General features: G+C 69.4%; 26 protein-coding genes. 5 read left to right on the top strand and 21 right to left on the bottom strand.

Going from position 1 to position 26,023, the window contains the following annotated elements:
• Nucleotides 1–745 precede the first annotated feature (745 nt).
• On the bottom strand, nucleotides 746–1,498 hold the full coding sequence (locus tag AC4H2S_RS05950; RefSeq protein ID WP_491496052.1) for an enoyl-CoA hydratase/isomerase family protein: 753 nt from the start codon (nucleotides 1,496–1,498) through the stop codon (nucleotides 746–748).
• A complete protein-coding gene (locus tag AC4H2S_RS05945) occupies nucleotides 1,498–2,676 on the bottom strand; it encodes a thiolase family protein (RefSeq protein WP_491496051.1) in 1,179 nt (392 codons plus the stop codon). The genes AC4H2S_RS05950 and AC4H2S_RS05945 overlap by 1 nt, the downstream gene beginning before the upstream one ends.
• 172 nt (nucleotides 2,677–2,848) lie before the next feature.
• Here AC4H2S_RS05945 and AC4H2S_RS05940 point away from each other — a divergent pair, with 172 nt between their 5' ends.
• Nucleotides 2,849–3,874 (top strand): phosphotransferase family protein, encoded by a 1,026-nt coding sequence (locus tag AC4H2S_RS05940; RefSeq protein ID WP_491496050.1) that lies wholly within the window; start codon nucleotides 2,849–2,851, stop codon nucleotides 3,872–3,874.
• A gap of 29 nt (nucleotides 3,875–3,903) precedes the next feature.
• Nucleotides 3,904–5,109 carry an acyl-CoA dehydrogenase family protein gene (locus AC4H2S_RS05935; RefSeq protein WP_491496049.1) on the top strand — a complete coding sequence of 402 codons (1,206 nt, stop codon included), beginning with the start codon at nucleotides 3,904–3,906 and terminating at the stop codon, nucleotides 5,107–5,109.
• Nucleotides 5,110–5,125: 16 nt separating this feature from the next.
• Here the strand turns inward: AC4H2S_RS05935 and AC4H2S_RS05930 are convergent, their stop codons facing one another.
• Nucleotides 5,126–5,821 carry an alpha/beta fold hydrolase gene (locus tag AC4H2S_RS05930; RefSeq protein ID WP_491496048.1) on the bottom strand — a complete coding sequence of 232 codons (696 nt, stop codon included), beginning with the start codon at nucleotides 5,819–5,821 and terminating at the stop codon, nucleotides 5,126–5,128.
• Nucleotides 5,822–5,942: 121 nt separating this feature from the next.
• On the opposite strand from AC4H2S_RS05930, the gene AC4H2S_RS05925 reads away from it, so the two are divergent.
• Entirely contained in the window at nucleotides 5,943–6,344 is a 402-nt protein-coding gene (locus AC4H2S_RS05925; RefSeq protein WP_491496047.1) for a nuclear transport factor 2 family protein, read from the top strand.
• The gene (locus AC4H2S_RS05920) at nucleotides 6,341–7,195 is read left to right on the top strand and encodes an SDR family oxidoreductase (protein ID WP_491496046.1); all 855 of its coding nucleotides are present in this window, start codon (nucleotides 6,341–6,343) and stop codon (nucleotides 7,193–7,195) included. Before AC4H2S_RS05925 ends, AC4H2S_RS05920 begins: the two co-directional genes overlap by 4 nt.
• Here AC4H2S_RS05920 and AC4H2S_RS05915 read toward each other — a convergent pair.
• The 10 genes from AC4H2S_RS05915 to AC4H2S_RS05870 all read right to left on the bottom strand — a co-directional run bounded on the left by AC4H2S_RS05915 (nucleotide 7,185) and on the right by AC4H2S_RS05870 (nucleotide 17,574).
• Nucleotides 7,185–8,201, bottom strand: coding sequence for a zinc-binding dehydrogenase (locus AC4H2S_RS05915; RefSeq protein ID WP_491496045.1), 1,017 nt, complete (start codon nucleotides 8,199–8,201; stop codon nucleotides 7,185–7,187). The genes AC4H2S_RS05920 and AC4H2S_RS05915 overlap by 11 nt on opposite strands.
• Before the next feature lie 81 nt (nucleotides 8,202–8,282).
• A complete protein-coding gene (locus AC4H2S_RS05910) occupies nucleotides 8,283–9,977 on the bottom strand; it encodes an ABC transporter permease (RefSeq protein ID WP_491496044.1) in 1,695 nt (564 codons plus the stop codon).
• The gene (locus AC4H2S_RS05905) at nucleotides 9,974–11,128 is read right to left on the bottom strand and encodes an ABC transporter ATP-binding protein (protein ID WP_491496043.1); all 1,155 of its coding nucleotides are present in this window, start codon (nucleotides 11,126–11,128) and stop codon (nucleotides 9,974–9,976) included. Before AC4H2S_RS05905 ends, AC4H2S_RS05910 begins: the two co-directional genes overlap by 4 nt.
• 30 nt (nucleotides 11,129–11,158) lie before the next feature.
• Nucleotides 11,159–11,971 (bottom strand): SDR family oxidoreductase, encoded by an 813-nt coding sequence (locus tag AC4H2S_RS05900; RefSeq protein WP_491496042.1) that lies wholly within the window; start codon nucleotides 11,969–11,971, stop codon nucleotides 11,159–11,161.
• Nucleotides 11,968–13,008 carry an ABC transporter substrate-binding protein gene (locus tag AC4H2S_RS05895; protein ID WP_491496041.1) on the bottom strand — a complete coding sequence of 347 codons (1,041 nt, stop codon included), beginning with the start codon at nucleotides 13,006–13,008 and terminating at the stop codon, nucleotides 11,968–11,970. The genes AC4H2S_RS05900 and AC4H2S_RS05895 overlap by 4 nt, the downstream gene beginning before the upstream one ends.
• Before the next feature lie 252 nt (nucleotides 13,009–13,260).
• Nucleotides 13,261–14,013, bottom strand: a complete 753-nt coding sequence (locus AC4H2S_RS05890; protein ID WP_491496040.1) for an SDR family NAD(P)-dependent oxidoreductase — start codon at nucleotides 14,011–14,013, stop codon at nucleotides 13,261–13,263.
• A 125-nt stretch (nucleotides 14,014–14,138) separates the two neighbouring features.
• Nucleotides 14,139–14,726, bottom strand: a complete 588-nt coding sequence (locus AC4H2S_RS05885; RefSeq protein ID WP_491496039.1) for a carboxymuconolactone decarboxylase family protein — start codon at nucleotides 14,724–14,726, stop codon at nucleotides 14,139–14,141.
• Between the two features lie 43 nt (nucleotides 14,727–14,769).
• On the bottom strand, nucleotides 14,770–15,615 hold the full coding sequence (locus AC4H2S_RS05880; RefSeq protein WP_491496038.1) for an SDR family NAD(P)-dependent oxidoreductase: 846 nt from the start codon (nucleotides 15,613–15,615) through the stop codon (nucleotides 14,770–14,772).
• On the bottom strand, nucleotides 15,602–16,537 hold the full coding sequence (locus tag AC4H2S_RS05875; protein WP_491496037.1) for a carboxymuconolactone decarboxylase family protein: 936 nt from the start codon (nucleotides 16,535–16,537) through the stop codon (nucleotides 15,602–15,604). The genes AC4H2S_RS05880 and AC4H2S_RS05875 overlap by 14 nt, the downstream gene beginning before the upstream one ends.
• Nucleotides 16,534–17,574: an ABC transporter substrate-binding protein gene (locus tag AC4H2S_RS05870; RefSeq protein ID WP_491496036.1), complete on the bottom strand. Its 1,041-nt coding sequence runs from the start codon at nucleotides 17,572–17,574 to the stop codon at nucleotides 16,534–16,536. The genes AC4H2S_RS05875 and AC4H2S_RS05870 overlap by 4 nt, the downstream gene beginning before the upstream one ends.
• 135 nt (nucleotides 17,575–17,709) lie before the next feature.
• Here AC4H2S_RS05870 and AC4H2S_RS05865 point away from each other — a divergent pair, with 135 nt between their 5' ends.
• Nucleotides 17,710–18,456, top strand: coding sequence for an SDR family NAD(P)-dependent oxidoreductase (locus AC4H2S_RS05865; protein ID WP_491496035.1), 747 nt, complete (start codon nucleotides 17,710–17,712; stop codon nucleotides 18,454–18,456).
• 12 nt (nucleotides 18,457–18,468) lie between these two features.
• On the opposite strand, the gene AC4H2S_RS05860 is transcribed toward AC4H2S_RS05865, so the two are convergent.
• The 8 genes from AC4H2S_RS05860 to AC4H2S_RS05825 form a co-directional block, all read right to left on the bottom strand.
• Nucleotides 18,469–19,488, bottom strand: coding sequence for an MBL fold metallo-hydrolase (locus tag AC4H2S_RS05860; RefSeq protein ID WP_491496034.1), 1,020 nt, complete (start codon nucleotides 19,486–19,488; stop codon nucleotides 18,469–18,471).
• Complete coding sequence (locus AC4H2S_RS05855; RefSeq protein WP_491496033.1) at nucleotides 19,485–19,820, bottom strand: EthD family reductase; 336 nt, start codon at nucleotides 19,818–19,820, stop codon at nucleotides 19,485–19,487. Before AC4H2S_RS05855 ends, AC4H2S_RS05860 begins: the two co-directional genes overlap by 4 nt.
• A gap of 108 nt (nucleotides 19,821–19,928) precedes the next feature.
• Nucleotides 19,929–20,498, bottom strand: a complete 570-nt coding sequence (locus AC4H2S_RS05850) for a TetR/AcrR family transcriptional regulator (RefSeq protein WP_491496032.1) — start codon at nucleotides 20,496–20,498, stop codon at nucleotides 19,929–19,931.
• Between the two features lie 104 nt (nucleotides 20,499–20,602).
• A complete protein-coding gene (locus AC4H2S_RS05845; protein WP_491496031.1) occupies nucleotides 20,603–22,120 on the bottom strand; it encodes a class I adenylate-forming enzyme family protein in 1,518 nt (505 codons plus the stop codon).
• A 20-nt stretch (nucleotides 22,121–22,140) separates the two neighbouring features.
• Nucleotides 22,141–23,244 carry an alcohol dehydrogenase catalytic domain-containing protein gene (locus AC4H2S_RS05840; RefSeq protein ID WP_491496030.1) on the bottom strand — a complete coding sequence of 368 codons (1,104 nt, stop codon included), beginning with the start codon at nucleotides 23,242–23,244 and terminating at the stop codon, nucleotides 22,141–22,143.
• Nucleotides 23,241–24,005, bottom strand: coding sequence for an SDR family NAD(P)-dependent oxidoreductase (locus AC4H2S_RS05835; protein WP_491496029.1), 765 nt, complete (start codon nucleotides 24,003–24,005; stop codon nucleotides 23,241–23,243). Before AC4H2S_RS05835 ends, AC4H2S_RS05840 begins: the two co-directional genes overlap by 4 nt.
• Nucleotides 24,005–24,775, bottom strand: coding sequence for an SDR family NAD(P)-dependent oxidoreductase (locus tag AC4H2S_RS05830; RefSeq protein ID WP_491496028.1), 771 nt, complete (start codon nucleotides 24,773–24,775; stop codon nucleotides 24,005–24,007). The genes AC4H2S_RS05835 and AC4H2S_RS05830 overlap by 1 nt, the downstream gene beginning before the upstream one ends.
• Nucleotides 24,772–25,998 carry an acyl-CoA dehydrogenase family protein gene (locus AC4H2S_RS05825; RefSeq protein ID WP_491496027.1) on the bottom strand — a complete coding sequence of 409 codons (1,227 nt, stop codon included), beginning with the start codon at nucleotides 25,996–25,998 and terminating at the stop codon, nucleotides 24,772–24,774. The genes AC4H2S_RS05830 and AC4H2S_RS05825 overlap by 4 nt, the downstream gene beginning before the upstream one ends.
• Between the last annotated feature and the right edge of the window lie 25 nt (nucleotides 25,999–26,023).

Below are 26,023 nucleotides of genomic sequence, written 5' to 3'. Positions count from 1 at the left end.
GACGCGCCGGGCCGGCCGGGTCGGACGTTGAGGCGGAACGAAGGCGCGGGTTTCGGTCGCTCGTTGCAACTGCCTGGAAATGCGCTCTGACCTGCGGAAACGCTGTCTGACCACTTCGGGCGTTCGTCCTCACTTCGGATCGATTTGCGTTGTGGTGAGGGCAGATTGAGGGCAGAAGAACCGCTGAACCCTGCGTACGGATTCCGTACAGCCATCTGCGACTCGGCGCACAGCAGGGCCGCCCCTGCCCGGGACATCACTCTCGCGGGTCTCATCAGAGCAACCGCTGTCTCGCTGTGCGACCGGGGCGATCGGGTCAGACGACGCGACGCTGGGCGACGGTACGCATGGCCTCCACGCAGTCGACGCAGACCTTCGATCGTCCTTGGGCGAGGCGCAGGTGCCAGAAGATCGGCCAGCAGGCAGCTGATAGTCCGCACGCCGTGGACGGATCACCGGGCCTGCGGGCATGCCAGCTCCCGAACGGCTGCGCCGGCGTGATCGCGATCGACGAGCGGTGGCTGGCTGACACCATCCAACCGCTCGGTGCGCTCGACACCGGTTGCATACGAGTAGTGGTGTTGTTCATGGGTACTCCCGAGGAGGGCTGGGCGGTCAGCGGGCGCGCGTCAGCCCATGCGGTGCGGGAGCAATGTGCTCACCGCGACTGCGGACGCGCCTCCCGTGACGATGTCGGCGGTGTCAGTAGGCGGCATGCCTGTCTCGGACGCCGGGCAACTTGCGCTCACTGTTCAACGAACCGGCGAATCAGGGCCTGTGCCTCGTCGCCCCGCACCATCTCGCTGATGGTCCGGGCCTCCTCGGCACCAGTGGCGGCGCGGTCGGCCTCCCAGCCGGTGCGCAGCAACCGACGTGCCTGACCGTGTGCTCGTGCGGCTCCGGCGGCGAGCGAGCCGGCCAGCTCCGTGGCCCGCGCCCGGACGGGGTCGGCCAGCTCGGTGACCAAACCCCACGCCAGCGCCTCGTCCGACGGCACAGCTCGCCCGCCCAGGGCGAACGAGAGCGCGCGCTGCTGGCCGATGGCGCGCGGGAGCAGCCAAGACACGCCGCAGTCGGGTGTCAGCCCGACGCCGGGATAGGCGAACACGAACTTCGTGGCCGGGTCTGCGACCACCATGTCGCAGCTGAGCATGAGGGCGAGCCCGGCCCCCGCCACGGCTCCGTGCACCGCGGCGACAACTGGCATGTTGAGGTCCGCCAGTGCCCGGACGGCGGCGTCGGCCTCGGTCGCCAGCTCGTGGAGGTACGACGCGGGGTCGGGCGCCGCGACGAAGGAGCTCACGTCCCCGCCCGCGCAGAACCGCGCGCCGGCGCCGGTCACGAGCACGGCGCGCACGCCGTCCTGCGCCCCGGCGCGGTCGACCGCAGCATGCAACGCCCGGGCGAGAGGGAGGTCGAGGGCGTTGGCCGCATCCGGCCGGTGCAGCTGCAGGTGCGCGACGCCGTCGCTGACGTCGTACGTCACGAGGTCGGACATCAGATCCGCCTGAACAGCGCCGCCAGGGCCTGCCCGCCCCCGATGCACATGGTGACGATGCCGAGCTCGAGGTCGCGGCGCACCATGTCCGTGGCGACCCGCAGGGTGAGGTTGGCGCCGGTGGCCCCGACCGGGTGGCCGAGGGCGATCGCGCCGCCGTAGGGGTTGACCCGGGCCGGGTCGAGCCCGGCGTCGCGGATGACGGCGACCGCCTGCGAGGCGAAGGCCTCGTTGAGCTCGATAATGCCGATGTCGCTCGGCCTGGTGCCGGTCTTGTCGAAGAGGGCGTCGAGCGCCAGCGTCGGGGCATAGCCCATCAGCTCCGGCTCCATCGCGGCCGTGGTGACCGCCTCCAGGGAGACCAGGCCGGTCAGGCCCCGCTCCGCCGCGGCCGCCTCCCTCGCCAGCACGAGCGCCGCCGCTCCGTCGTTGATGCCTGATGCGTTGCCGGCCGTCACCGTGCCGCCCTGCTGGAACGCCTGCCGCAGAGCAGCGAGGGTCTCCACCGTGGTCTCCGGCTTCGGGTGCTCGTCCTCGGTCGCAGTGAACGGCCTGCGGCCTCCCACCTCCACTGCCACGACCTCCTCGGCGAACGCCGCTCGTGCCTCGGGGGTCGCCGCCCGGCGCTGGGACTCGGCGGCGAACTCGTCCTGCTCCTCGCGGGAGACGCCGTACTTCTCGGCCACGTTCTCGGCGGTCACACCCATGTGGATGCCGTGGAACGGGTCGGTCAGCATCATCACGGTCCCGTCGACCAGCTCACGGTTGCCGAGCTTGTAGCCGCTGCGGGCGCCGAAGTCGTAGAACGGCATCCGTGTCATCGACTCGTCGCCCCCGGCGAGGGTGAAGTCGAGGTCGTTCCAGCGCATCTCCATCGCGGCCGACCAGACCGCCTGCAGGCCCGAGCCGCACAGCCGGTTCACGGTGTACGCCGGCACGTTGGCCGGCAGGCCGGCGGCGATCGCCACCCGGCGGGCGTTGTAGGCGTCGGGGCCGACCTGGCCGATGCAGCCCATCACCACCTCGGCGACGTCGGTCGCCTCGACCCCGGCCCGGGACAGCGCCTCGCCCGCGGCCGTGGCCCCGAGCTCGTAGCCGGGAACGTCCTTGAACATGCCGCCGAAGCTGCCGATCGGCGTGCGCGCACCGTCCAGGACGACGATCCTGTCGTTGTTCATCTCGAGCCTCTCCAGATCGACCGGTGCGCCGGCACCAAGTCCTGACTTGAATTCACTTCATGTGAAGGCTAGCCTGCTGCTGCCCCTCAGGCAATGCGCTCCCGGCCGACCGTCGCCGCGACAGCTGCCCGCGGGCGCCCGGTGCACCTGGACCGCCGAACCGAGGAGAGCGATGTCGACCCCGAGCCTCAACGAGCTGGTCCACCCGGATCGGCTCGGACCCGCGCTGGCCGCGGCGACCGACGACGACGCGTGGCTCCGCCTCGAGGCCGAGCTCATCGGCGGGGGGAAGTCGAACCTGACGTTTGCGCTGCGCAGCGACGCCGGCGAGCTGATCCTCCGTCGGCCACCGACCGGCGAGCTGCTGCCCAGCGCGCACGACATGGCGCGGGAGGCACGCGTCCAGTCCGCGCTGGCGGGCACCGACGTCCCCGTCGCCCGGATCGTGCTGTCGGACCCCGGCGACCTCATCGGCATCCAGTGCTACGTGATGGAGAAGGTGCCGGGCCACGTCGTCCGTGGCGAGCTGCCCACCGGGTACGCCACCGCCGAGGACGAGCGGCGCGCCGTCTCCTTCGCCTTCGCCGACACCCTGGCCGCCCTGCACGCAGTGGACCAGGACGCCGTCGGCCTCGGTGACTACGGCCGGCCCGAGGGGTTCATGGCCCGCCAGGTCCGGCGCTGGACCGGCCAGTGGGAGGCGAGCGCCACCCATGAGGTCCCCGAGATCGACGGGCTCGCCCGGCGCCTCGCCGACACCGTGCCCGACCAGCAGCGGGCCACCCTCGTGCACGGCGACTACCGCTTGGACAACGTCGTGCTCGACGCGGACGTGGCCGGTCGGATCAACGCCGTGCTCGACTGGGAGCTCTCCACCCTCGGCGACCCGCTCACCGACCTGGCGCTGCTGTCGCTCTTCTGGATCGGTCCCGGCGAGCGGCAGCTGACCCTGATCCCGGGCGTCACGCACCTGCCCGGCTTTCCGACCCGTGACGAGATGCTCGAGCGCTACGCCGGCACGTCGGGCGCGGACCTCGCCGACATGGGGTGGTACGAGGGGTTCGCCCACTTGAAGTTCGCCGTGATCGCCCAGGGCGTGCAGGTGCGCGCCAAGGCCGGCGCCATGGGTGGGCAGGACTTCGGCGACCTCGACGACGAGATCCTCCACCTCGGCCGCTCCGGCCTCGCGCTCCTCTGACCCCGACCCGCCCTGCGAAAGGCACATCGATGGACTTCTCCCTCTCCCCCCGGGCCGCCGAGATCTCCGAGAGCATGTGGGACTTCATGCGTTCTCACGTCTTCCCCGCCGAGCCGGTGTGGGCGGCGTACCTCCGTGAGCACGGCGACCACGCCCACCCGCCGGTGATGGAGGAGCTCAAGGCCGAGGCGAGGCGACGCGGCCTGTGGAACCTCTTCCTCCCCCGGCTTTCGGGCCTCTCCAACGTGGAGTACGCCGCGGTCGCCGAGATCTCCGGGTGGTCCCCCGTGATCGCCCCCGAGGCGATCAACTGCCAGGCACCGGACACGGGCAACATGGAGACCCTCGAGCTCTTCGCCACACAGGAGCAGCGCGAGCGGTGGCTGGAGCCGCTGCTGGCCGGGGAGATCCGGTCCGCCTTCGCGATGACCGAGCCCGACGTCGCCTCGTCGGACGCCACGAACATCACCACCGTCATCACCCGTGACGGCGACGACTACGTCATCAACGGACGCAAGTGGTGGATCACGGGCGTCGCCGACGAGCGTTGTGAGGTCTTCATCGTCATGGGCAAGACCGACCTCGAGGCCGAGACCCACCGCCAGCAGTCGATGATCCTGGTCCCCCGCCACACCCCCGGGGTCACGATCGAGCGCAACCTGCCGATCTTCGGCTACCAGGACCAGCACGGCCACTGCGAGATCCTCTTCGAGGACGTCCGGGTGCCGGCGAGCAACCTGCTGGGCAATGAGGGCGACGGCTTCCTCATCTCCCAGGCGCGACTCGGCCCCGGCCGCATCCACCACGCGATGCGGGCCATCGGGATGGCCGAGCGGGCCCTGGCGCTGATGGTGGACCGTGCGAAGTCACGGAAGGCGTTCGGCCGCCACCTGTCGGACTACGCCAACGTGCAGGACCTCATCGCGCAGTCCCGCATCGACATCGACATGGTCCGGCTGCACGTGTACGACGTCGCGTGGAAGATCGACCAGCACGGCGCGAAGGGTGCGCGCTCGGAGATCTCGGCGATCAAGGTGTCGGCGCCGGCGATGGCCACGAAGGTCATCGACCGCGCGATCGAGGTATTCGGCGGCATGGGGGTCTCCGACGACACGGTGCTGGCGTACTTCTACGCCTGGGCCCGGGTGCTGCGCATCGTGGACGGACCCGACGCCGTGCACCGCCGTACCGTCGCCCGCGTGGAGATGAAGAAGACCCCACCGTACGTCGGCTGAGACCTCGCCAGCCTGGTCAGCCATTGGCGACGATCAGGCTCGCCAGCTCCTCGGGCCGTGAGTACATCGCGAGGTGGCCCGCATGGATGTCGACGACCGTGCAGTCCCCCACCGCGGCGATCGCGGCGTCCTGCTGCTCGACCGGCAGCGTCTGGTCGAGGGTGGTGCGGACGTAGGTGACGCGTCCCAGCCCCCTCAGGCCGGTGAGGTCCGCGACCTCCGCGAGCAGCGCCGTGGTGTCGGCCTGCATCTCGGCCAGGGCCGCAGCGGTCTTCTCCTCGTCGAGGTCGTTGCAGAGAGCAGCGCGCGCGGTCTCCTCGTCGAGCTGGTAGGTCCCGTCGCCTGATCCCGCCAGTACGGCGTCGCGGATGCCGGGGTCGATGTTGTCGACGATCGCCTGACCGTGGGGTGGGATGGTGCAGGCCACCAGCACGCACGAGCGGAACCGCTCGGGCATGCGGTTAAGGAGGTGGGCCGCGGTCAGGCCGCCGGCGGAGTGGGCCACCAGTACGGCGTCCGTCACGTCGGCCGCCTCGACGTCCTCGGCGGCGGCGTCGACGAACTGCTCGAAGGTCACCGTGCTCAGCTCCGCCGGGCGCGAGCCGCGGCCGGGGAGGTCCACGACGATGGCCCGGCCGTCGAGATGCGGGGTGACGAAGCGCCAGCTGGACCCGCCGTAGTTGGCACCGTGGATGAGGACGTACGTCGGCATGTCGATCTCCTGCGTCAGGGGGACTGGAAACCCGAGATCCCTCACCATAGCCCTACTGAAACGAATTCGTTTAGGGTAGTTTCGACGGGCTTACCACTCACTAACCCGAGGAGCTGCCCTGATGGTGTCCGACCCGCTGGCCGTCGTGAACGACTACTTCCATGACCTCGAGGAGGGCGACTTCGAGAGCGCCGCCTCCCGCTTCACCCACGACGCCTTCTACTCGCACCCGCCCTTTCCGGAGGAGGGGCAGGACGCCGCTCGGCACGAGACCCGCGGACGTGACGCCCTCCTTGCGGTCTTCAACCGTCGCGGCGTCCGCACACTGCGCCACACCATCGAGAACGCCGCCACGAGCGACGGCGAGTTCTTCGTGCGCGGCGTCGTCCGCGACGGCGACGAGGTCATCATGAGCTTCGTGTCGGTCGGGAAGGTCGACCCCGAGTCGGGGCTCATCAGCGACTACGCGGCCTACGCCAGCGCACCGGCCGTGGGCCACGCGCTCGCACACGCAGCACGGTGACGACCGGAGCCATCCGCGCCGGAGGCGTCGCCGTCGTCACCGGCGCGGGGTCCGGAATCGGCCGGGCCCTCGCCGTACAGCTCTCGGGGCGCGGCATGAAGGTCGCCGTCCTCGACCGGGACGGCGACGCGGCGAGGGCAACCGTCGACCTCCTGCCGGACTCGGACGCCGCGATGGCGCTCGCGGTCGACGTGGCCGACGCGAAGGCGATGCGCGATGCCGCGTCCCGCGTGGCCGACGCGTGGGGCGCCGCAACAGTCCTGTGCAACAACGCCGGCGTGCTGCGCGGCGGGTCGGCGTGGACGACGTCGACCGAGGACTGGGAGCTCAGTCTCGGCGTCAACGTGATGGGCGTCGCCAACGGCCTGTCCGCCTTCCTCCCGCCGATGATCGCGGAGGGACGTCAGGCCCATGTCGTCAACATCGCCTCGATCGGGGGCATCGTGGCGGCGCCGGGTGTGGCGAGCTACGTCGCCTCCAAGCACGCGGTGGTCGGGCTCTCCGACAACCTGCGCATGGAGCTGGCGGCAGCCGGGCACGACCACCTGTCCGTCAGCGTCGTCTGTCCCGGGGGCGTCTCGACCGGCATCTGGGCGGCGGCCAACAACGCTCCGGCGCCGGCCGACGAGCTCGCCAAGAGCGTCCTGCGAGCGATGAGCGAGCCCAGGCCTGAGCAGGCGTCGCCCGAGCAGGTCGCGGCCCTCGTGGTGCGCGCCATCGACGAACGACGGTTCTGGACCGTCGCCGCCCAGCCCTCGCTGCACGAGCGGGTCGCCGAGCGGCACCGCGACGTCGCGTCGGCGCTGAGCCAAGACAGCGCGGGCCTCTACACGTCGAAGCTCAGAGCCTGACCAGGGTCTTGCCCGTCGTCCGGCCGGCCAGCATGTCGGCCAGGGCGACGGGCGCTTGGGCCAGGCCGTCGTACACGGTCTCGGGGTAGCTGATCGATCCGTCCAGGAGCCACGGGCCGATGCGCTCCTGCATCTCGCCGAGCAGCTCGTGGTGCATGGCGGCCCGGAAACCCGTGAGCGTCAGGCACTTGGACGTGGCCATGAACAGGTTGCTCGGACCCAACGGCGTCGACTCGTAGTCGGAGACGGACCCGCAGAGCATGATCCGCCCGAACGGGCGCATGGAGTCGAGCGCGGCCTCGAGGTGGTCGCCGCCCACGTTGTCGAAGTACACGTCGAGCCCGTCCGACGCGAGGAGCGGCAGCGCCTCGCTCGGAGGCTGGCGCTTGTAGTTGAACGCGCGGGCACCGAGGCTCGTCAGCCACTCGACCTTGTCATCGGATCCGGCGCTGGCGACGACCTCGTGGCCGAGCCGCACCGCCATCTGGGTGGCCAGCGCGCCGACGGCACCGGCCGCGGCCGAGATCCAGACGCGCTCGCCGCCGTCCAACGCCCCAGCGAGCGACAACCCGGCGTAGGCAGTCAGCCCCATCGCGCCTAGGGGGCCGAGGTGCCACTGCGCCGGGAAGCGATGTGCGTCGACGATGCGCAACCTGCCCACACCGCCCATCGCTTCGGCGTCCGCATCCACCAGCGAGTGGCTGCGCCAGCCCAACGAGTGCACAACGGTGTCCCCCACCGCGAAAGTGTCGGAACCCGACGCCTCGACCACGCCGACGGTGAGGATCCCGTCCATCGGAGCCCCCAGCGGGAAGGAGGGGAAGTAGCCCTTCGGCGCTTCTACGCGCAGGCGCAGCCGGAGGCTCGGGTCCACCGAGAGCCAGGTGTTGCGGACCAGCACCTGACCGCGTCGCGGATCGGGCAGGTCCACATCGACCAAGGCGAAGTGCTTGGGCCCCACCGGACCAGTCGGGTAGTTGCGTACCTGAAGCTGGGTGCTCAGCACGAGGTCTCCTCGGGACGTGCAGTCAGCGGCGCGGGCGCCGGGATGCGGGTGGTGCTGGCGATGGCCCGCACACGTGGATCGTCAGAGGTTGTCAAGCACGTTGCGACCGCCGACGATCATGGCCAAGACGACGCCGATCCCGGTCACAGCCGTCATGACGAGTGCCATGGCTGCGACCAGGGGGTAGGAGCCGTTCGCCCACAGGTCGAACAGCTTGGTTCCCATGACCTGGGTCGTCGCCGATCGGACGAGCAGGGACGCTGCGAACTCGTGTGTCAGCAGGATGAACATCAACGCCACTGCGCTCAGGACGGCCGGGCGCATCAGAGGCAGCATGATCCTTACGTTCGTCACGAACGTGTTGGCCCCGCTCGTCGCCGACGCCTCCGAATATGCCTCGCCCAGCGCCAGGAGCGCCGTCATCTGCAGGCGCGTTGCGAACGGCACCATCAGCACGATGTAGACGAGCACGATGACGGTCTTGGTGCCGTAGAGGACGAATGGCGGCTGGGTGTAGGTCAGCAGGAATCCGACACCAAAGATCACTGCTGGGATGCCGAGCGGCAGCGCGGACACCAGGTCGCCGAGGAGGCGGATCAAAGGGTATCGGCGGCCCCGGACGATCAGGTTGGCCAGCACGAATCCGATCGGCACGCAGAAGGCCACTGCGACCGACGCTGCCAGCAAGCTCGTGGTGATCGAGTCCACCAGGTTGCGGGTCGCGAACAACGTCCGGAAGTTGTCCAGCGTCAGCAGGTCCCAGCTGAGGGTCGACGACCAGTATGGCGACAGCGCGACAAAGACCAGCCCCACCAACGGGAGTAGCAGTGCGACGATGCCGTAGCAAACGACAGTCGAGACGGCCCACCATGACCTCGCCGGCGGGGACCTGAATGCCTTGCCGCCGTGCGTGACGAACCGCGACTGGTCGCCGAGCAGGATCTTCTGGGTCATGACGACCACCAGACCCAGCACCACGAGCGGTGCCCCCGCCGCCGCAGCAGCCCCGAAGTCCGCAGGCGACTCCGAGACCCTGCGGTACATCTCGGTCGTCAGGACCTTGACCCCCGTGTTCGACCCCAGCAGCAGGGGGGCGGTGAACTGCCCCAGGCCGAGCAGGAGCACGACGCCACCGCCGTAGATCAAGGACGGTCGCAGCAGCGGGAGCACGACACGGAAGAACAGCCCGAGCTGGGTGGAGCCGCTGATCTGGGCGGCCTCCAAGTGCTCACCGTTGATCGAGGACATGCCCGCACTGACGAAGAGGTAAACGAACGAGGTGAGCCCGAAGCCCGTGAGGATGATGATCCACAGCGGCGTGTAGATGTCGATGGGCCCCGACTCCAAGTGGTCCCACCAGGGAAGGTTTCGCATCGCTGCGTTGAGGTAACCGGGACCCGGGGAGAGCAGGAACGCCCACCCGACGACATTGGCGACCGCCGGCATCACGATGGGCAACACCGGGATGACTCGCAGGAACGCCCACCGAGCTGGAAGCCTGCTCGTCGCGAAGGCGAGGACCGTGCCCAGCACCAGCGCGAGGACGAGTGACCCCGCTGCTAGCTGGATCGTTGTCCAGACCACCGACGCCGTGTCGGAGCGTGAGTACTGGACCTGGTATCCCCGTCCACCGTCCTCGAAGGCCTTCGCCTGAAGCCGATACAGGGGGACCACGATCATGTAGACCAGCGCGGCCACGACGACGGCATAGCCGATCCGGGCACCCCAGCCGCGTGGCATGACGCGAGCCACCGGCCCTTGGGCGACGACGCTCATCCCGCCACCGACCTACGGATGTCGATGGGCGCCCGGGAGTCGGCGACGGCGGTGCCATCGGCAGCGAAGACACGCACATCGGACGGCGCGAAGCTCACCACCACCGGCGTTCCGACCGGCGCGTCCGGCAACCAGGACCCGTGCTCCCTCGTGTCCGCTTGGAGTGTGAGGCGCTCACCGTCGACGTTGACCAGGACGTCGTAGTGGCGACCACCGAACTCCGACGTCACGAGCGTAGCGTGGAGCACAACCGAGCCGACGGGCGCCTCCGTCTCCGAGTGGTGCAACCGGAGGTCCATGGAGCGCAGGCGCAGCGTGACGCCGTCAACACCTCCTCGCTCGGGGGCCCGCGAGCCCAGGTCGATGATGTCGCCGTTGGAAGTGCGCCATCCGTCATGGTGCCGGACCAGCTCGAGCTTGTTGCCCATACCGATGAACGCCGCCACGTAGTCCGTCGCCGGTTCGTCGAAGACTCGCTGGGGGGTCGCGAACTGCTCGAGCTTCCCTCCGTGCATGATCGCGAGGCGATCACCGAGCGCGAAGGCCTCGGATTGGTCGTGGGTCACGAAGACAGCACTGAACCGCAAACGCTCGTGGAGTTGGTGGATCTGGGTGCGCACTTGGTCCCGCAGGCGGGCGTCGAGATTGCTCAGCGGCTCGTCGAACAGCACGAGGTCGGGCTCAGACACCAGTCCCCGCGCGACGGCGACCCGCTGCTGCTGCCCGCCACTGAGCTGTGACGGGTAGCGGTCGAGCAGCGCACCGCAGTCCACCATCTCCGCAGCCCTCTCGACCGCGCCGCCCCGAAGGGCGTCCTTCTGGCGACGCACCTTCAGGGGGTATGCGATGTTGTCGCGCACCTTCATGTGGGGCCACAGCGCATAGGACTGGAAGACCATCCCGATATTGCGCTTGTGCGGCGGCACGTTGGCGTTCCTGGCCCCTCCGTACATGTCGCGACCACCGAAGGAGATGGTCCCGGACTCCGGGGTCTCCAAACCGGCGACGCATCGCAGGGTCGTGGTCTTGCCGCAGCCGCTGGGTCCCAGCAGCACGACGAACTCGCCTTCCTCGATAGTGAGGTCAAGGTCGTCCACGACCGTGTTCGATCCGAACTTCTTGGTCAGCTGTCGGACGTTGATCTGCGACATGCAAGTCACCTCGTGCAAGTGGGGGATGGGTCAGACGGCCGGTGCGGTGGGGACGAGACGCCCGGCCGCGGTCCCGCCGTCAATGAGGAAGTCGGTGCCGGTCACGTACGCGGCGTCGTCGCTGAGGAGGAATGCGATCGCTCCGGCGACCTCGCGCGGTCCCCCGCGACGCTGCATGGGGATCGAGCGCACGTAGGCATCCATGTCCACGCGATCGAAACCGGGTCCGTTGGTGATGGGGGTCTCGATGCTGCCCGGACAGATGGAGTTCAGCCGGATCCCACGGGAGGCCAGCTCGAGCGCCGCCACCTTGGTGAGGGCCCGGACGCCGAACTTCGCCGCCCCGTAGGCGCCGAGGTTCTGGGTGGCCACGACACCGCGCAAGGACGACAGCGTCGCGACAGAGCCCCCATCGGCGAGGCAACGTGCAGCCGTCCGCACAGCGAGGAAGGTCGACGTGAGGTTCACTTCGATCATCCGACGGAAGTCGTCGAGCGAGGTGTCGGCGAGGGGCGCCGAGAGCGCGGCCCCCGCCGAGTGCACCAGGTGGTGCAACGACCCGGCAGGCCCTAGGTCGGAAGCGACCCGGTCCCAGTCCGACTCGGCCGTGACGTCGAGGTGGAGCGCGGAAGCCCCCGCACCCAACTCGGCGGCGACGCGGCCCGCGGCATCATCGTCGATGTCCGCCACGAGAACCTCCGCCCCCCGCTCGTGGAGGATGCGGGCGGTAGCGGCCCCGATGCCGCTTCCGCCACCAGTGATCAGCGCGCGGCGCGCCTCGAACTGCCGGGGCCGCGCGGCCCCGGCCGGTCCTCCGGCGCGCGACACCGTCTCGTCGGTCACTTGACGAACTCCTTCTCCCACTCAGTCGTGTACTTCGCGACGTCGTCCGGGGTCAGGTCGGACGCATCGGCGAGGTAGACGTCCTGAGCGGTGGCAACTGCGTTCTCGATACCGGGCAACGTGGAGGCGTAGCCGCCGCTGAGCGCAGTCTGACCCTCCTCGGTAGCCATGAAGTTGGCCAGGACCTGCCCGGCGTTCGGGTGCGGGGCAGCGGACAGCACGTGGGTGTACCACGGCGCGCCCCAGGCCTCCGGCGCGAGCTTCCAGTCGACAGGTGCCCCAGCGGCGACCTCGTTGACAAGCGGGTTGACGATTGGCGCCGCCCAGATCTCCCCAGACGAGAGCGCTTGGCCGATGGCGAGTGCGCTCGAGTACACGCGCGGCTCGAGGTCAGCCAAGCTGGTGAGGAAGTCCGCGCCATACGTCTTCTCGAGGAAGCGGTACATGTCGACGTAAACGGCGATGCCGGCGGGGCTGGGGATACCGATCTTGCCCTTGAGCTTCGGGTCGAGCAAGTCCGGTACATCGTTCAGGCCGTTGGGGTACTCCTCGGTGTTCCACCCCATACTGAACGCGGCGACGCTCATGAGCGCGAACTTGTCACCCTTGACCATGTCCTCCGACGAGTAGTTGTCGGTCGCGAACTCTGGGCCCATCAGGTCGGCCGAGTACGTGCCCGAGTCGATCGCGCTGTTGATCCACTGCGTGTCGGTGACCATGTGCACATCGGCGGCCCCCTGCCCGGTCTGGTTCTCGACCTCGACCTTCGGGTTGAGCTCCGCATCGGTACCTCGCACGAACTCCATCGTGATGTCCGGATACTCGGCTTCGAAAGCCTTCTTCAGCTCTTCCAGGTTCACCGGGTTGTGACTCGCGTAGAGAAGGACACTCCCCTCCTCCTTGGCCGCTGCGACCACCTCGTCCCAGTCGCCAGACACTGCCTTGGCGCCCGAGCTCCCGCTGCTCCCACCGCACGCGGTCAGCGCCAAGGTCGCCGCGGTCAGCACCGCGCCGAGTTTCAAGCCGTGATTACGCATGTCGCTCCTATAGAGAAGTCCGCTACCTAAACTGAGATCAGTTCAATCTAGACCGGAGAGTCATATGGCGTCAATCACTGTTTTCAATACCGAGCGATACGTCCGAGACCGCTGGCGGCCGGACACGAAGCTCGCTCTCGCCTCCGCCCAAGGGACGGCGAGGAGCGCGTTGGCTCCGGAAGGGCGCCAACAACCGTCGCCAATGCGGGCGATGCGCAACGGTCGAGAAGGCGCTCGTGGTGTTCGGGGCTACTAGAGCGGCGCACTCCAGGTTCCGGGCGTCACGGCTGTGCGCCCTGCATCCACAGGGACGACTGCTCCGGACATTGCCGAGGCTTGCTCGGAGGCGAGGAACGCGGCCACGTGAGCGATCTCTTCCGGCGTGGGAAAGCGACCCAGCGGAGTGAGCCGCAGGGCGAGGTCCGGGTCGCCGACACGCCGCCGGGGTGGCCCTTCACGCCGCGGCGTCTGCAGGACTCCGGCGCCTGCGACGCAGTTCACCCGGATGCCCAATGGCCCGAGACGTGCCGCCATCGTCCGGGTGAGGGACGCGACAGCCGCTTTACCGGCCGAGTAGGCAGGGACGTGCGGGTTTCCCAGCGAGCCATCGACCGAGCCCAAGTAGACCACCGCGGGCGCATTCCCAGCACAGAGGTGTCGCTCGAGCGCCTCGGTGTGCTGCCAAGGCTCGAGGATGTTCGCCGCGACCACGGCTGCGGCGCGCTCGGGCGAGTCGTCCGTCGCGGGCCCCAGCTCCATCGCAGCGCTGCAGTCGAGCAGGACATCGGCGGCACCCCAGTGCTCGGAGATCCACTGCGGCGCGGCGACGCCGTCGTCGACGACTCCGTCCGCCCCCAGTTCTGCGGACAGGGCCGCGAGAGCGTGCTCGTCGCGATCGACGATCAGGACCGCTGAGCAGGTCTCCGCCGCCAGGCGTGCCACCGCCTCGCCCACCACCGATGAGATCCCCCAGACCACAGTCCTCCGTGCTCTCGTCCCGTCCATAGGAATACCTTTCAGTTCCCGTGGCGGGCCGGCGACGCCTCCGCCCGGCAAGAGCAGCATCTCGGCCGCGAGCGGTCAGTCGTCCACCAGCCCCACCCCGGATGTGTGGTCAGACAAGCTTCGACTCAGCGTTGGACGCCTTCGACCAGCCACGGCGCGACGTCCGCGTCGGCGCGCAGGTCGTCCGGCAGGTCCTCGACGAGGTCCCACGTCGCGGCGAGTCGGCCGAATCCCACGCAGATGCCGATGTGAATGCCGAGCTCCACGATCTCGTCCTCCGTGAACTGCGCACGGAGGTCATCGAACGTCGCGTCGTCGGCGGACAGGTGATCGTTGGCCATCAGGTCCGCGTACTTCAGGGCGACCTTCTCGGCATCGCTGAGGTCCGGCGCCTCGTACGGACGCTGCAGGCTGCACACGGCGTCCGCGTCCATCCCGTCGTCGACGGCACGCGAGGAGCGCACCGCCATACAGCTGCGGCACTGGTTGTGGAACGCCACCCGCAGGCGGACGAGCTCGAGCAGCCGTGGCGACAGCGTCGTCACGGCGTCCAGCGACCGCTGGAACTCAACGAACTTGATCGCTACGTCAGGTCGCCGCGCCCATCCCACCATCGAGCCGACTGCCACGCGTTGCTCGTCCGTCGGTCGTCCCACCAGCTCGGCCAGGTCCGAGCGGAACTCCTCAGGCCTCACTGTGCTGATTCGCGCCATCTCATCTCTCCTCGTGTCGTAGTTGCTTGCTCTGAGATCGGAGTCAGACCGTGAAGCGTCCGCCGTTGCTCAGGACGACGGCGCCGATCACGTTCACCGCTCCCGGCGAGGCGAGGTAGACGAGGGTGTCGGCCAGCTCGTCGGCCGTGGCATATCCCCGAGGCCCGGATGCCGCCAGAGCCTCGCGGACGTGCGACGGTGTCCGCTCGGCCATGCCGGTGTCCACGGGCCCGGGCGCAACGGTGTTGACTCGGATTCCGAAGGGCGCCAACTCCTTCGCCACTGACTGGCTCAACGCCTGCGCCCCGGCCTTGGACGCGACGTAGGCGCCGTAACCCGCGATGGAGTCGAACGCAGCGGACGAGCCGACCGTCACGATCGTCCCCGACCCTCGCGGCACCATCGCCCGTGCGGCCGCCCGGAGCAGGTGGAAGGTCCCACCGAGGTTGACCGCCAGGATCTTGTGCCAAGTGTCGTCCGAGAGTGCGTCGATCACCAATGGCGGCCGACGCTCCTCAGCGGCACGCTGGAGCTTGTTCTTTGACTCAGGGTCGTCGATGCCAGCAGCGTGGATGACCACGTCGATGCACCCGAGTCGCGAGATCAGCGCCTCGAAGAGCGTGTCCACCTGCACCGGGTCTGCCACGTCGACCACCGCCGCCTCCACCCCGGGAAGGGCCGCGTGCTGAGCCAGCCCCTCGTGACGGAGGTCCAGCGCGACGACGGAGCGGCACCCCTCCTGCACCAACCGGCGTACAACGGCAGCACCGATGCCCGAACCCGCTCCGGTGACGACCGCCACCTGGTCGACGAACCAACCGCGTCCCATCAACTTCTCCTCGCTCGTGGGGGGCCTTGCCTGAGTGCGGCGATCCTCAACGGATCGCACGCCCGATCTTCACGGTCCCATCGGTGTTGATGACGAGCTCGCTCAGCGCGTCCCGCCTGATGGGCGGCTCGATCTTGAGTGAGACCGTCACCTTCTGGTGGTTCCAGGCGGTCATGTCGAGCGTGAGCTCCATCAGCTCCTCCATGGTGAACACAGTCGTCAGCTCGTCGCACAGAGCGTCGGTGAGAAGCGTGCGAGGATCGATGACGTGCGCGTCGGCGAACCTGACCGCGCTCCTGAGCCGCTGCGGCAGCGCGTCGAGCTCGCCGCGGCGCACCAGGCCGGCGGTCTCAGGGTCCATGACCACCTGTCCGCCGTCGACGATGCGCACGGATGCGCAGAGTCGACACGTGTGGTACCAGGCGCCCCGCAGGCGCGCAGCCTCCGTGGTCAACAGGTCGAGCTCCTTCAGTTCGAGGACCCGGTCGTGCCAGAGCAGCGCCAGATGGATCAGCGACTCCCCCTCGTCCACGAGCGCTGGAAGAGCCCGGGGCGACGAACCACCGAAGAGCTTGGAGTGCGTCACGAAGAGTCGGGACAGCTGATCCACCACGTAGAGGGTCTCCAGCAGGTCACGCAGACCGGCCTCGCCGAGGAACTCGCGTGGTCCCGCGAGGTGCTCCTCGGTCACCTCCGCGACGCAGTCCACGAACTGGTCGGTTAGGCCCAGGATCGACCTCTCCTCCGGCGAACACGTCTCTTCCGGGTCGAGCGCGTCGTCGGACTCGAGCAGCGACTCGACACGGTTCTTCACGATGCCGAGCAGCCGGGGCGCCATGGTCGCCTCTACTGCAAGCCAGGAATCGGTCATCGCCGACAGAACCGCAGGGGCTCGCCGGGCGAGATGACCAGGATCCTGCACCAGGACCTTGGGTGGCGCGACGACGTCGCGGGCGATGTCCATGACCTCGGTCGCGCTCACTCGCGGAACTTCGATTCCCAGTCCGCCTGGAACTCGTCCACGCGTTCCTGGGTCAAGGAACGGACGTCGGGCATGTCGATGTCCTGGGCGCGGAAGACGGCGTCCTCGATGTCGGGAAGCACGCTCGCGTAGCCGTAGGAAAGAGGCGTCTGTCCGGCCTCGGTCACCATGAAGTTCGCCAGAACCTGCGCTGCGTTCGGGTGCGGCGAGGACTGGAGGACGTGCGAGTACCACGGGGTGCCCCAGGCGGGGTCAGGGAGCAGCCAGTCGACCGGTGCGCCCGTCTTCACCTCGCGCATCAACGGATAGACCATAGGCGTCGCCCAGATCTCCCCGGACGACAGCGCTTGGGCGAGGGGAAGTGATCCTGGGTAGACCCGGGGTCGGAGCTCGGCGAGGTCATCGTTGAAGCCACCGTCTGTCCAGTTCTCCTCGAAGAAGAGGTACTGGTCCACCGACGCTCGGAAGCCTGCGGGGTCGATGACCCCGATCTTGCCCTCGAACCGCTTGTCGAGGAGGTCCTCGGGTCCGGTCAGCTTCTCCGGAACGGCGTCCGTGTTCCAGCCCAGGCCGAAGACCGCACCGCTGGTCAGGAAGAGCCGGTCCTCCAGGACGCTCGTGTCACGGTCGTAGTCCGGCTCGTCGAAGGCCGGACCCACGGGCGAGACAGAGAACTCGCCGGAGTCGGCCGCGTCCAGCACCCACAAGGCGTCGGAGGACATGTGGACGTCCGCAGCGCCATTGCCGGTCTGCAATTCGGTCTCGATCCGCGGATTGATCTCCACGTCGGTTCCCCGCACAAACTCGAGATCGATCTTCGGGTACTCCTTTTCGAAGGCGACCTCCAACGCAGCGAGGTTGTCGGGGTGCTGGGTGGAGTAGAGGAGGACCTCTCCCTCGTCGTTGGCCGCCTCGACGATCTCGTCCCAGGTGCCAGCAAGCTCCTTCGGCGGTTCGGAATCGCTGCCGCAGCCTGCAAACGCGAGGGCCGAGCAGATTCCCGCGAGCGCAACCGCGGCGCGTCGCTTCGATGTCATGCGTTCTCCTTGGTGAAGTCCCCGAAGTACCGAATTGAACTCGATTCAGGCGCACGATACGATGCGACTAGCGCCTGCGCAAGGGGTGGTCCGGCGAACGGACGTCCTGACACATTCGAGAGCTTGGAGGTCGAGATGCGGAGATTCGACGAGAAGCAGGTGCTGGTCACCGGTGCGACCGGCGGCTTGGGCGCAGTGATCTGCCGACGGCTCGCCGAGGAGGGTGCGCGGCTCGTGGTGGCGGACCTCGCCGGCACCGACCTCGACGCAGCGATGGCGCAACTTCCGGACGGCCGGCACGAAGCCCTCGTGCTCGACGTCAGCTCCGAGGACGCGTGGGCCGCCGCTGCCCGGGTGACCGCCAGGCGCGGGGGCCTCGACGTCCTGGTCAACAACGCCGCCATCGGCAGCCTCGCCACCGTCGAGGAAGAGGAGCGCGAGCGCTGGGACCAAGTGATGTCCGTGGACGCGACCGGCGTCTGGCTCGGCATGAAGCACCTCGGCCCGATCATCGAGCACTCCGGCGGCGGCGCCATCGTCAACGTCGCCTCCATCCTCGGGAGCACCGGCGGACTCGGCAACAGCATCGCCTACCACGCCGCCAAGGGCGCGGTCCGCACGATGACCAAGAACGCCGCCCTGCACTGGGCGACCCGCGGGGTGCGGGTGAACTCGCTACACCCAGGCTTCATCGAGACCCGGCAGCTGCTGGAGCGCTACGAGGGCTCCGAGCGGCACCGGGCGATGCTGGACAACACGCCGATGGGGCGGCTGGGCCGCCCGGAGGAGATCGCCGGCGCCGTCGCCTTCCTGGGGAGCGCCGATGCCGGCTACATGACCGGCGCAGAGCTGTACGTGGATGGCGGCTGGACCGCTCGCTGACCCGGCTGCGCCTCACACGGTGGCGAAGTGCGCGACCGCGTCGTCGTAGGAGGCGGACAACCCACCCCGCTCGACCAGCAGGTCGAGGTGCGCCATGGTCTCGCAGACCGCGATCATCCGGTTGAACGGATCGAGGGTCTCGAAGGGACGCTCCCGTCGCGTCCACGGAAGGCCGGCGGCGACGTCCAGGCCGGTGCGGTCCCCGACCGCCACCCGCTCGCGCGTCGCTGCCAGTCGGACGTCGTGGTGCGCCAGCAGCTCCAACACCCGGGCGTGCACCTTGCCGCCCGGGTGGCCGTGCGCCGGCAGCATGAGCGCGTCCGGGCGCTCCAGGAGAAGGGAGAGGGAGTCGAGATAGTGCCCCAACGGCAGGTCCCAGTCCCCCAGCTCGAAACCGATGGACGGCGAGATGGTTGGCAGCACGTGGTCGCCCGTGAACAGAAACCCGTCGGCGAGGTCGTGGAGCACTAGGTGGCCCTTGGTGTGGCCCGGGACGGCGACCGCCTCCATCGGACGGCCCGCGACGCTCAGGGGCCCGGCCGGGAGCCATGCGTCGGGGGACTCCCAGTCGCCCGCGTCCCACGGCTCGTCCACGAGCATACGCTCGATCGACTGGGCCAGCTCCGAGGCGCCGGCACGGCGCAGCTCGCGCAGCGACGACACCGGCTGATTGTCCCCCTGCAGCTGGATCAGCTCGACCCCCGGCCGTTCGGCGGCGCCGAGGTGGAGGCGCGCACCCGTGGCGCGGCGCAGTTCGGGCCCGAGCGTGTAGTGATCGCGGTGGACGTGGGTGACGTACACGTCGCGCACGTCGTCGAGGGCCACGCCGACGGTGCGCAGCGCGTGGGCGAGGAGCTCGAGGTTGCCTGGAACGCGCCATCCGGCGTCAACGAGGGCCACCCCCTCCGGACCCTCGACGAGGTAGACGTTGACGGCCCGTAGCCCGTCCTGGGGCATGGGCAGCGGCACGCGGTGGACGCCGGGCGCGACCGGGAAGCACCCGGCCGCGGTCCAGTCGTCGACCGTCGTCACTCGCTCCGCTCCGGGACCATGACACGCTCATCGCCCATGACGGCGATCCGGCGGCCCCGCATGTCGCCCACGTGCTCGACGGCCTTGCGCCACACGTCACTGTCCAGCGCCGCCTCCAGGTCCTCCTTGGAATCGAAGCTGAGCACGGACACACCATCCCAGCCGGCGGAGTGCTTCTCGTCCATCGCCTCGAGCACCTCCGTGTGGTGCCAGCGGCGCAGGCCGGGGAGGTCGTAGGTCATGTCCGCGTGCTCGCCGCGCCACCAGTCGATGAACTGCTCATGGGTCCAGTCGTCGGGCTTGGAGGCCATCAGGATCAGGTTGTAGTACATCTCGTCGCTCCATTGAATTGAATTTGGTTCAGCATAACCGGGCAAGAAGCCGCGACCCCGACCTGCGTCGGGAGAGAGACTCAGCTCACCGAGCTGATCTCCGGAGGCTCAGCTGACCAACCGGAGCGCGGCGTCGGCGACGGCCTCGGAGATCTCTTCCAGCGTCCGCGGGCCCTGCGGGCGGTACCAGCGCCAGATGCTATTGACCAGGCCGAGCACCAGGCGCACCATCACGGTCTCGTCCCGGTCCGGAAAAAACCCCTCGTCCATGCCGCGTCGCAGCAGCTCGGCCCACTCGTGCTCGATCTCGCGCACCAGCTCGCGCGCACGCTGGCGCTCGGCCTCCTCGCGCGCACTCGGCCGCGGGGAGACGAGCAGATCCTGGTGGCTCAACAGGATCCGGGCCTGGAGCGCCTCGCGGGGACTCAGCAGGATGGCCGACGCGACTGCGGCCCGCAGCTTGGCGTCCGGCGTGTCGTGGTCTGCCTCCGCCTTCCGGGTCCGCTCGAGCGATCGCTCCAGCTCGGTGCTCATGATGGTGAGCAGGCAGTGCGCCTTGGACTCGAAGTAGTGGTAGAGCGCGGTCTGGCCGATCCCCACCTGGTCGGCGATGGTGGCCCACTTCGTGTGCTCGAAGCCGACCTCGCCGAAGTTGTCGATGGCGGCCTGGAGGATCATTCCTCGCTTCGAGCGAGGGCCATCCTTGACCTTGGCTGCCTTGTCCCCCACGGTCGGACTCCTTTGTCGAGATGAGTTCGGGTCAAGTTAAGCGCATCGAGAGGTCAGCGGGAAACGTCCGCAGGGATGTCCGCCTCGCTCAGGTCGGTGGCGAGGCTCACGGCCTGCGCCCGGTCGAGCTTGCCCACGCGGTTCTGCGGCATGTGCGAGAGCGGGTAGACGAACTCGGGCCACTTGAACTTCGGCACGTCGGCCTCCTCGAGGTGGCGCCGTACGGCGTCGAGGTCCAGGCTCTCGCCGGTGAACACCATGAGCGCGGCGGCCCGCTCCCCCAGCAGGGGGTCGGGGACCGGTACGACGCACACCTGGGCGACGCCGGGGATGGCGGCGAGCGCCGACTCCACCTCGTTGATGTCGATGTTGCGCCCGCCGCGGATGATGACCTGCTTCTCCCGGCCCAGGATGTTGATCGTGCCGTCGTCGTTGACCCGCGCGCGGTCACCGGTGGGGAAGAAGCCGTCCGCGGTGACGTCGGGCGGGGTCGGACGGCCGTTGCGCGCGTAGCCGATGAAGAGGGACGGCCCGCACACCTGCGCGTTGCCGACCTCGCCGGCAGGCAACGGTCGACCCTCGGCGTCGACCACCCGCACCTCGGTCCCCGGAAAGGGGCGGCCGTCCCGGCCCAGCCGCACGTCTGCGTCCTCGTCGGGGAGTGGCGTCGTGTGACCGAGGCACTCCGACATCCCGAACACCCGGAGGAACCGCGTGCCTAGGTGCTCCTCGGCGTTCCGGAGCGCGTTGAAGTTCATCGGGCCACCGCCCACCGTCATCGCCTTGAGCGACGAGAGCCGCCCCTCCGACTCCGGCACCAAGGAGAGCTGCAGCGCCATCGTTGGCACCAACATGGTCCAGGAGACACGCTGCTCGGCCAAGAGGTCGACCGCGGTGGCCGGGTCCCACTTGGCCAAGCAGACCATCGGGGAGCCGAGCATGGCGGGGAGGTGCATGCCGAAGCAGAAGGCGGCCACCGACGACAGGGGCACCAAGGCGCCGACGGGGTCACCGGGTTGCAGGCCGACGGTCTCGATGGTGGAGCGGCCCGCGTAGCGCAGAGCCTCCTCGGACTGGACCACGCACTTGGGGCGGCCGGTCGAGCCGGACGTCAGGGCGATGACCACGCCGCCGTCCCACCGCTCGACGCCGGTGGTCCGGCCGGTGGCCGAGGTGCGCATCGTCCAGCCATCCAGCACCGCGCCGGCCACCGGCAGCGAGGCGTCCTCGGGCTGCCACGACGCGAGCGTGGCGTCGGGGGCGACGATCGCGTCGGGGGCGATATCCTCCAGCGCAAGCTCGTACTCCGAGCGGGTGGCGTGGCCGCTGATAACGGCGATGAGCCCGCCGCGCATCCCGACCGCCACGGCGGCGGCCAGGGTGCGCCAGGAGTTGTCGGCCTGCACCAGGACCGTCGGCGCACCGTCGAGCGCGGAGGCGAGGCGGTCGGCCAGTCCCCGCGCGTGCGCCACGACGGCACCGACGGTGTGTGCTCCGGCGTCGTCCACGACGGCCACGTCGTCCGGCGTACGGTCCGCCCGCTCGACCAGTTCCCGGGCCAGCTGCTGCATGGGTGTTGTCTCCTCGAGTATCAGGATGTGTGGTCAGAGGCGCCGTGGGCGTTCGGCATGACGACGGCACGGCCGCGGACCTCGCCGGCCCGCAGCTTGTCGTACGCGTCAACGGCGGCAGAGAGGTCGAAGGTCTCGGTCTTCGAGTGCAGTGCGCCGTCCCGGGCCAGCGCCACCACGTCTAGCAGGTCGGCACGGGTGCCCCAGAAGGGCGCCTGGATCCCCCACCCCCGGGGCAGGTCACGGCCCTTCGCCACCTCCAGGATGCCGCCCGCCGAGCCGACCCAGGCCACCTGGCCGCCGGGCGCCAGCACGGCCGGCAGGGCGGAGACGGTCTCCTCGGAGCCGACGAAGTCCAGCACGAGGTCGGATCCCCCAGCACACGCGTGGGCGTCGAGCGCGTGGGCCACCTCGCCCACCGAGGCGACGGCGGCGTGCGCCCCCAGCTGTTCCGCGAGCTGCCGCGCCTCCGGGCGCGGGTCGACCGCGACCAGCACGCTGGGGCCGAGGTCGGCCACCACCTGGAGCGCCAGGTGTCCCAATCCCCCCACCCCGACGACGACCACCACCCCGCCGCGGACCAGGTCGGTGTGCGGACGGACGGCCTGGAAGGCGGTGAGACCGGCGTCGGTGAGGGGCGCCAGGGCGACCGGGTCGAGGTCGCCGGCGGGCACCAGGTGCCGGACCGACGGCACCAGGACGAACTCGGCGAGCCCACCGTCGTGGCCGAGGCCGGCGCCGATGGGGCCGGTCAGCTCCGGACAGTGGTTCTCCCGCCCGCGCAAGCACTGGCGGCAGCGACCGCAGGCCCAGATCCCGTGGACGGCGTGGAGCCCGCCCTGCAGCGCGCGCTTCTGCCCCGGATTGACCTCGGGCCCGCAGGCGACCACAGTCCCGACCACCTCGTGGCCGAGGGTGAACGGGAGCGTGTAGGGCAGCTGTCCCCTCGGGGCGTCCATGACGTGCAGGTCGGAGTGGCACAGGCCCGCGGCTTCGACGCGCAGCAGCACCTGCTCCTCCCGTGGTCGGGGGACGGGCACCTCCGTCAGCACCGGCCGGCTGCCCCACGCGGTCAGCCTCACGGCTCGCATGGTCTCCGGCACGACGGTCCCGAGCTGGGTCATCGCGCGGTCCATCCTCCGTCGACGGTGAGCACGTGACCGGTCACATAGGACGAGGCGCCCGACGCGAGGAACAGGAGTGCCCCGTCCACCTCCCCCACCTGGCCGCCGCGTCCAAGCATGGTGTTACGCCGGACCCAACCCGCGGACTTCTCGTTGCTGAACAGGCCGTCGGTCATCTCGGTGTCGAACCAGCCCGGGACGATGGCGTTGACCCGGACCCCGCGACGGCCCCACTGGCCGGCGAGCTCGCGGGTGGTGCCGATGACGGCAGCTTTGGACGCGGCGTACCCGGCTCCCCCGATCGGCGCGGTGGAGACCAGGCCGACCACCGACGAGATGTTGATGATCGAGGCTCCGCGCCCTTCGGGCAGCGCCTTGACCGCAGCGACCGAGAGGTGGAAACCGGAGCTGAGGTTAACCTCTAGGATGGAGTCGAACTCCTCCGCGGTCTCGCTCAGCGCGTCGGGCGGACCGGGCTTCCCGGCATTGTTGACGAGTACGTCGATGCCGCCGTTGACGGCCGACGCGACGGCGATCAGGCGCTCCCGGTCCTCGGCTTTCGTGATGTCGCAGGTGACGGGGGTGAGTCCGGGCACCTCGTCGGCCAGGGCCTCCAACCGCTCTGCCCGTCGAGCAGCGACGACGACGTTCGCGCCGGCGGCGGCGAGGGTCCGGGCGAAGCCCTCCCCCAGTCCGGAGGACGCGCCGGTGACCACAGCGGTCTTCCTGGTGAGGTCGAAGAGCTCGGGCAGGGAGGACATCAGTAGACCGCCGTCCTGCCGCCGTCCACCGGGATCAGCGCACCGGTGGTGTAACCGGACCGGTCGGAGGCCAAGTGCACGACCATGCCGGCGAGCTCGCGCGGGTCGCCGAGCCGCTCGGCGGGCAGCCGGTGCGTGACCACGCCAATGAACTCCTCGTCCCAGCCGGCGGCCATGTCGGTGGCGAAGGCACCGGGCATCACGCAGTTCACGCGCACGGCCGGACCGTACTCCTGCGCGAATGCGCGGGTGAGCGCATTGAGCCCGTTCTTCGACGCGGCGTACGTCGCCTCCGGCGGGCTGGGGCGCTCGGCCCCGATGCTCGAGATGTTGATAATCGAGCCCTTGCCGGCGCGGCGCATGTGGCGACCGGAGACGGCCATGAGCCGGAACGGCCCCTTGAGGTTGACGTCGATCGTCTTGTCGAAGAGGCCCTCAGTGACGTCGTACGCCGACGGGGCCAGCGGGGCGATCCCCGCGTTGTTGACCAGCACGTCGATGCGGCCGTGCTCGGCCACCACCGCGTTGATGGCGGGCTCGATGGCGTCCCAGTCCCCCACGTGGAGGGCGAGCGGGTACGCCGTCACGCCGGTGGCCCCGGTGATCTCGGCAGCAACCTGCTCGCACGCCTCGGCCTTGCGGCTCGAGACGATCACGGTGGCTCCGGCCTCGGCCAGGGCGTCGGCGATGGCCCGACCCAGGCCGCGGGTGGCCCCGGTGACCATCGCGACCTTGCCGGCCAGCTCAGGGGAAGGGGTCCGGGCGCTCATCGGGCAACCTCCGGACGCAGCTGGCGGTACTTGCGCAGCTCGCCACGGCCGATGGAGCGCAGGTGCACCTCGGTCGGGCCGTCGGCGATCTGCAGCGCGCGGGTCAGGGAGTGCAGGCGGGCGAGCGGGGTGTCCTCGGTGGTGCCGGCGGCACCCCAGGTCTGGACGGCGCGGTTGACGACCTTGTGCGCGACCTCCATCGCGGCGACCTTGATCGCGGCGACCTCGGTGCGGGCGGCGGCGTTGCCCTGGGTGTCCATCAGCCAGGCGGCCTTGAACGTGTAGAGGCGGATCTGGTCGATCTCCATGCGGCTGCGCGCGACCCACTCGCGCACCACGCCCTGGTCGGCCAGCGGCCCACCGAAGGCGGTGCGCTGCTGGGCGCGCTGGCACATCAGCTCGAGCCCACGCTCGGCGATGCCGATGGCGCGCATGGCGTAGTGCATGCGCCCGGGACCGAGGCGGCCCTGGGCGATCGCGAAGCCGTCGCCCTCCTGGCCGAGCATGTTCTCCACCGGTACCCGGACGTCGGTGAACTCCAGCTCTCCGTGACCGAGGCGGTCGCGGTAGCCGAACGACGAGAGGTCACGGACGATCTCGATCCCGGGCGTCTCCATCGGAACGAGGATCATCGACTGCTGGCGGTACGGCTCGGCGTCGGGGTCGGACTTGCCCATGAAGATGAGCAGCTTGCAGTCGGGGTCCATGGCGCCGGAGGTGAACCACTTGCTTCCGTTGATCACGTACTTGTCACCGTCACGGGTGATCGAGGAGGTGATGTTCATGGCGTCGGAGGAGGCGACGGCCGGCTCGGTCATCGCGAAGCCGGAGCGGATCTCGCAGTCCAGCAGCGGGCGCAGCCACTCCTTCTTCTGCTGCTCGGTGGCGTACATTGCCAGGATCTCCATGTTGCCGGTGTCGGGAGCCGAGCAGTTGAAGACCTCGTTGCCGATGATCGAGCGGCCCATGATCTCGGCGAGCGGCGCGTACTCGAGGTTGGTCAGGCCCGCGCCGAGGTCGTCGTGGGTCATGAAGAGGTTCCACAGGCCCTGCTCGCGGGCGAGCTTTTGCAGGTCCCGCATGACCTGCGGCTGCTCGTGGACGTTGTCGTTCGTCGCGATCTGCGCGTCGTACACCTTCTCGGCCGGGTAGACGTGCTCGTCCATGAAGGCGTGCAGCTTCTCCGCCAGCTCGGCGGTGCGGGGTGAGAACGCGAAGTCCACGGTGCTACCTCTCAGAAGGGCTGTG

This window comes from Nocardioides sp. Z13_37 (assembly GCF_058355585.1).
Note: the sequence above shows the minus strand (reverse complement) of the source record. Positions and strands in the feature narration are given on the sequence as shown.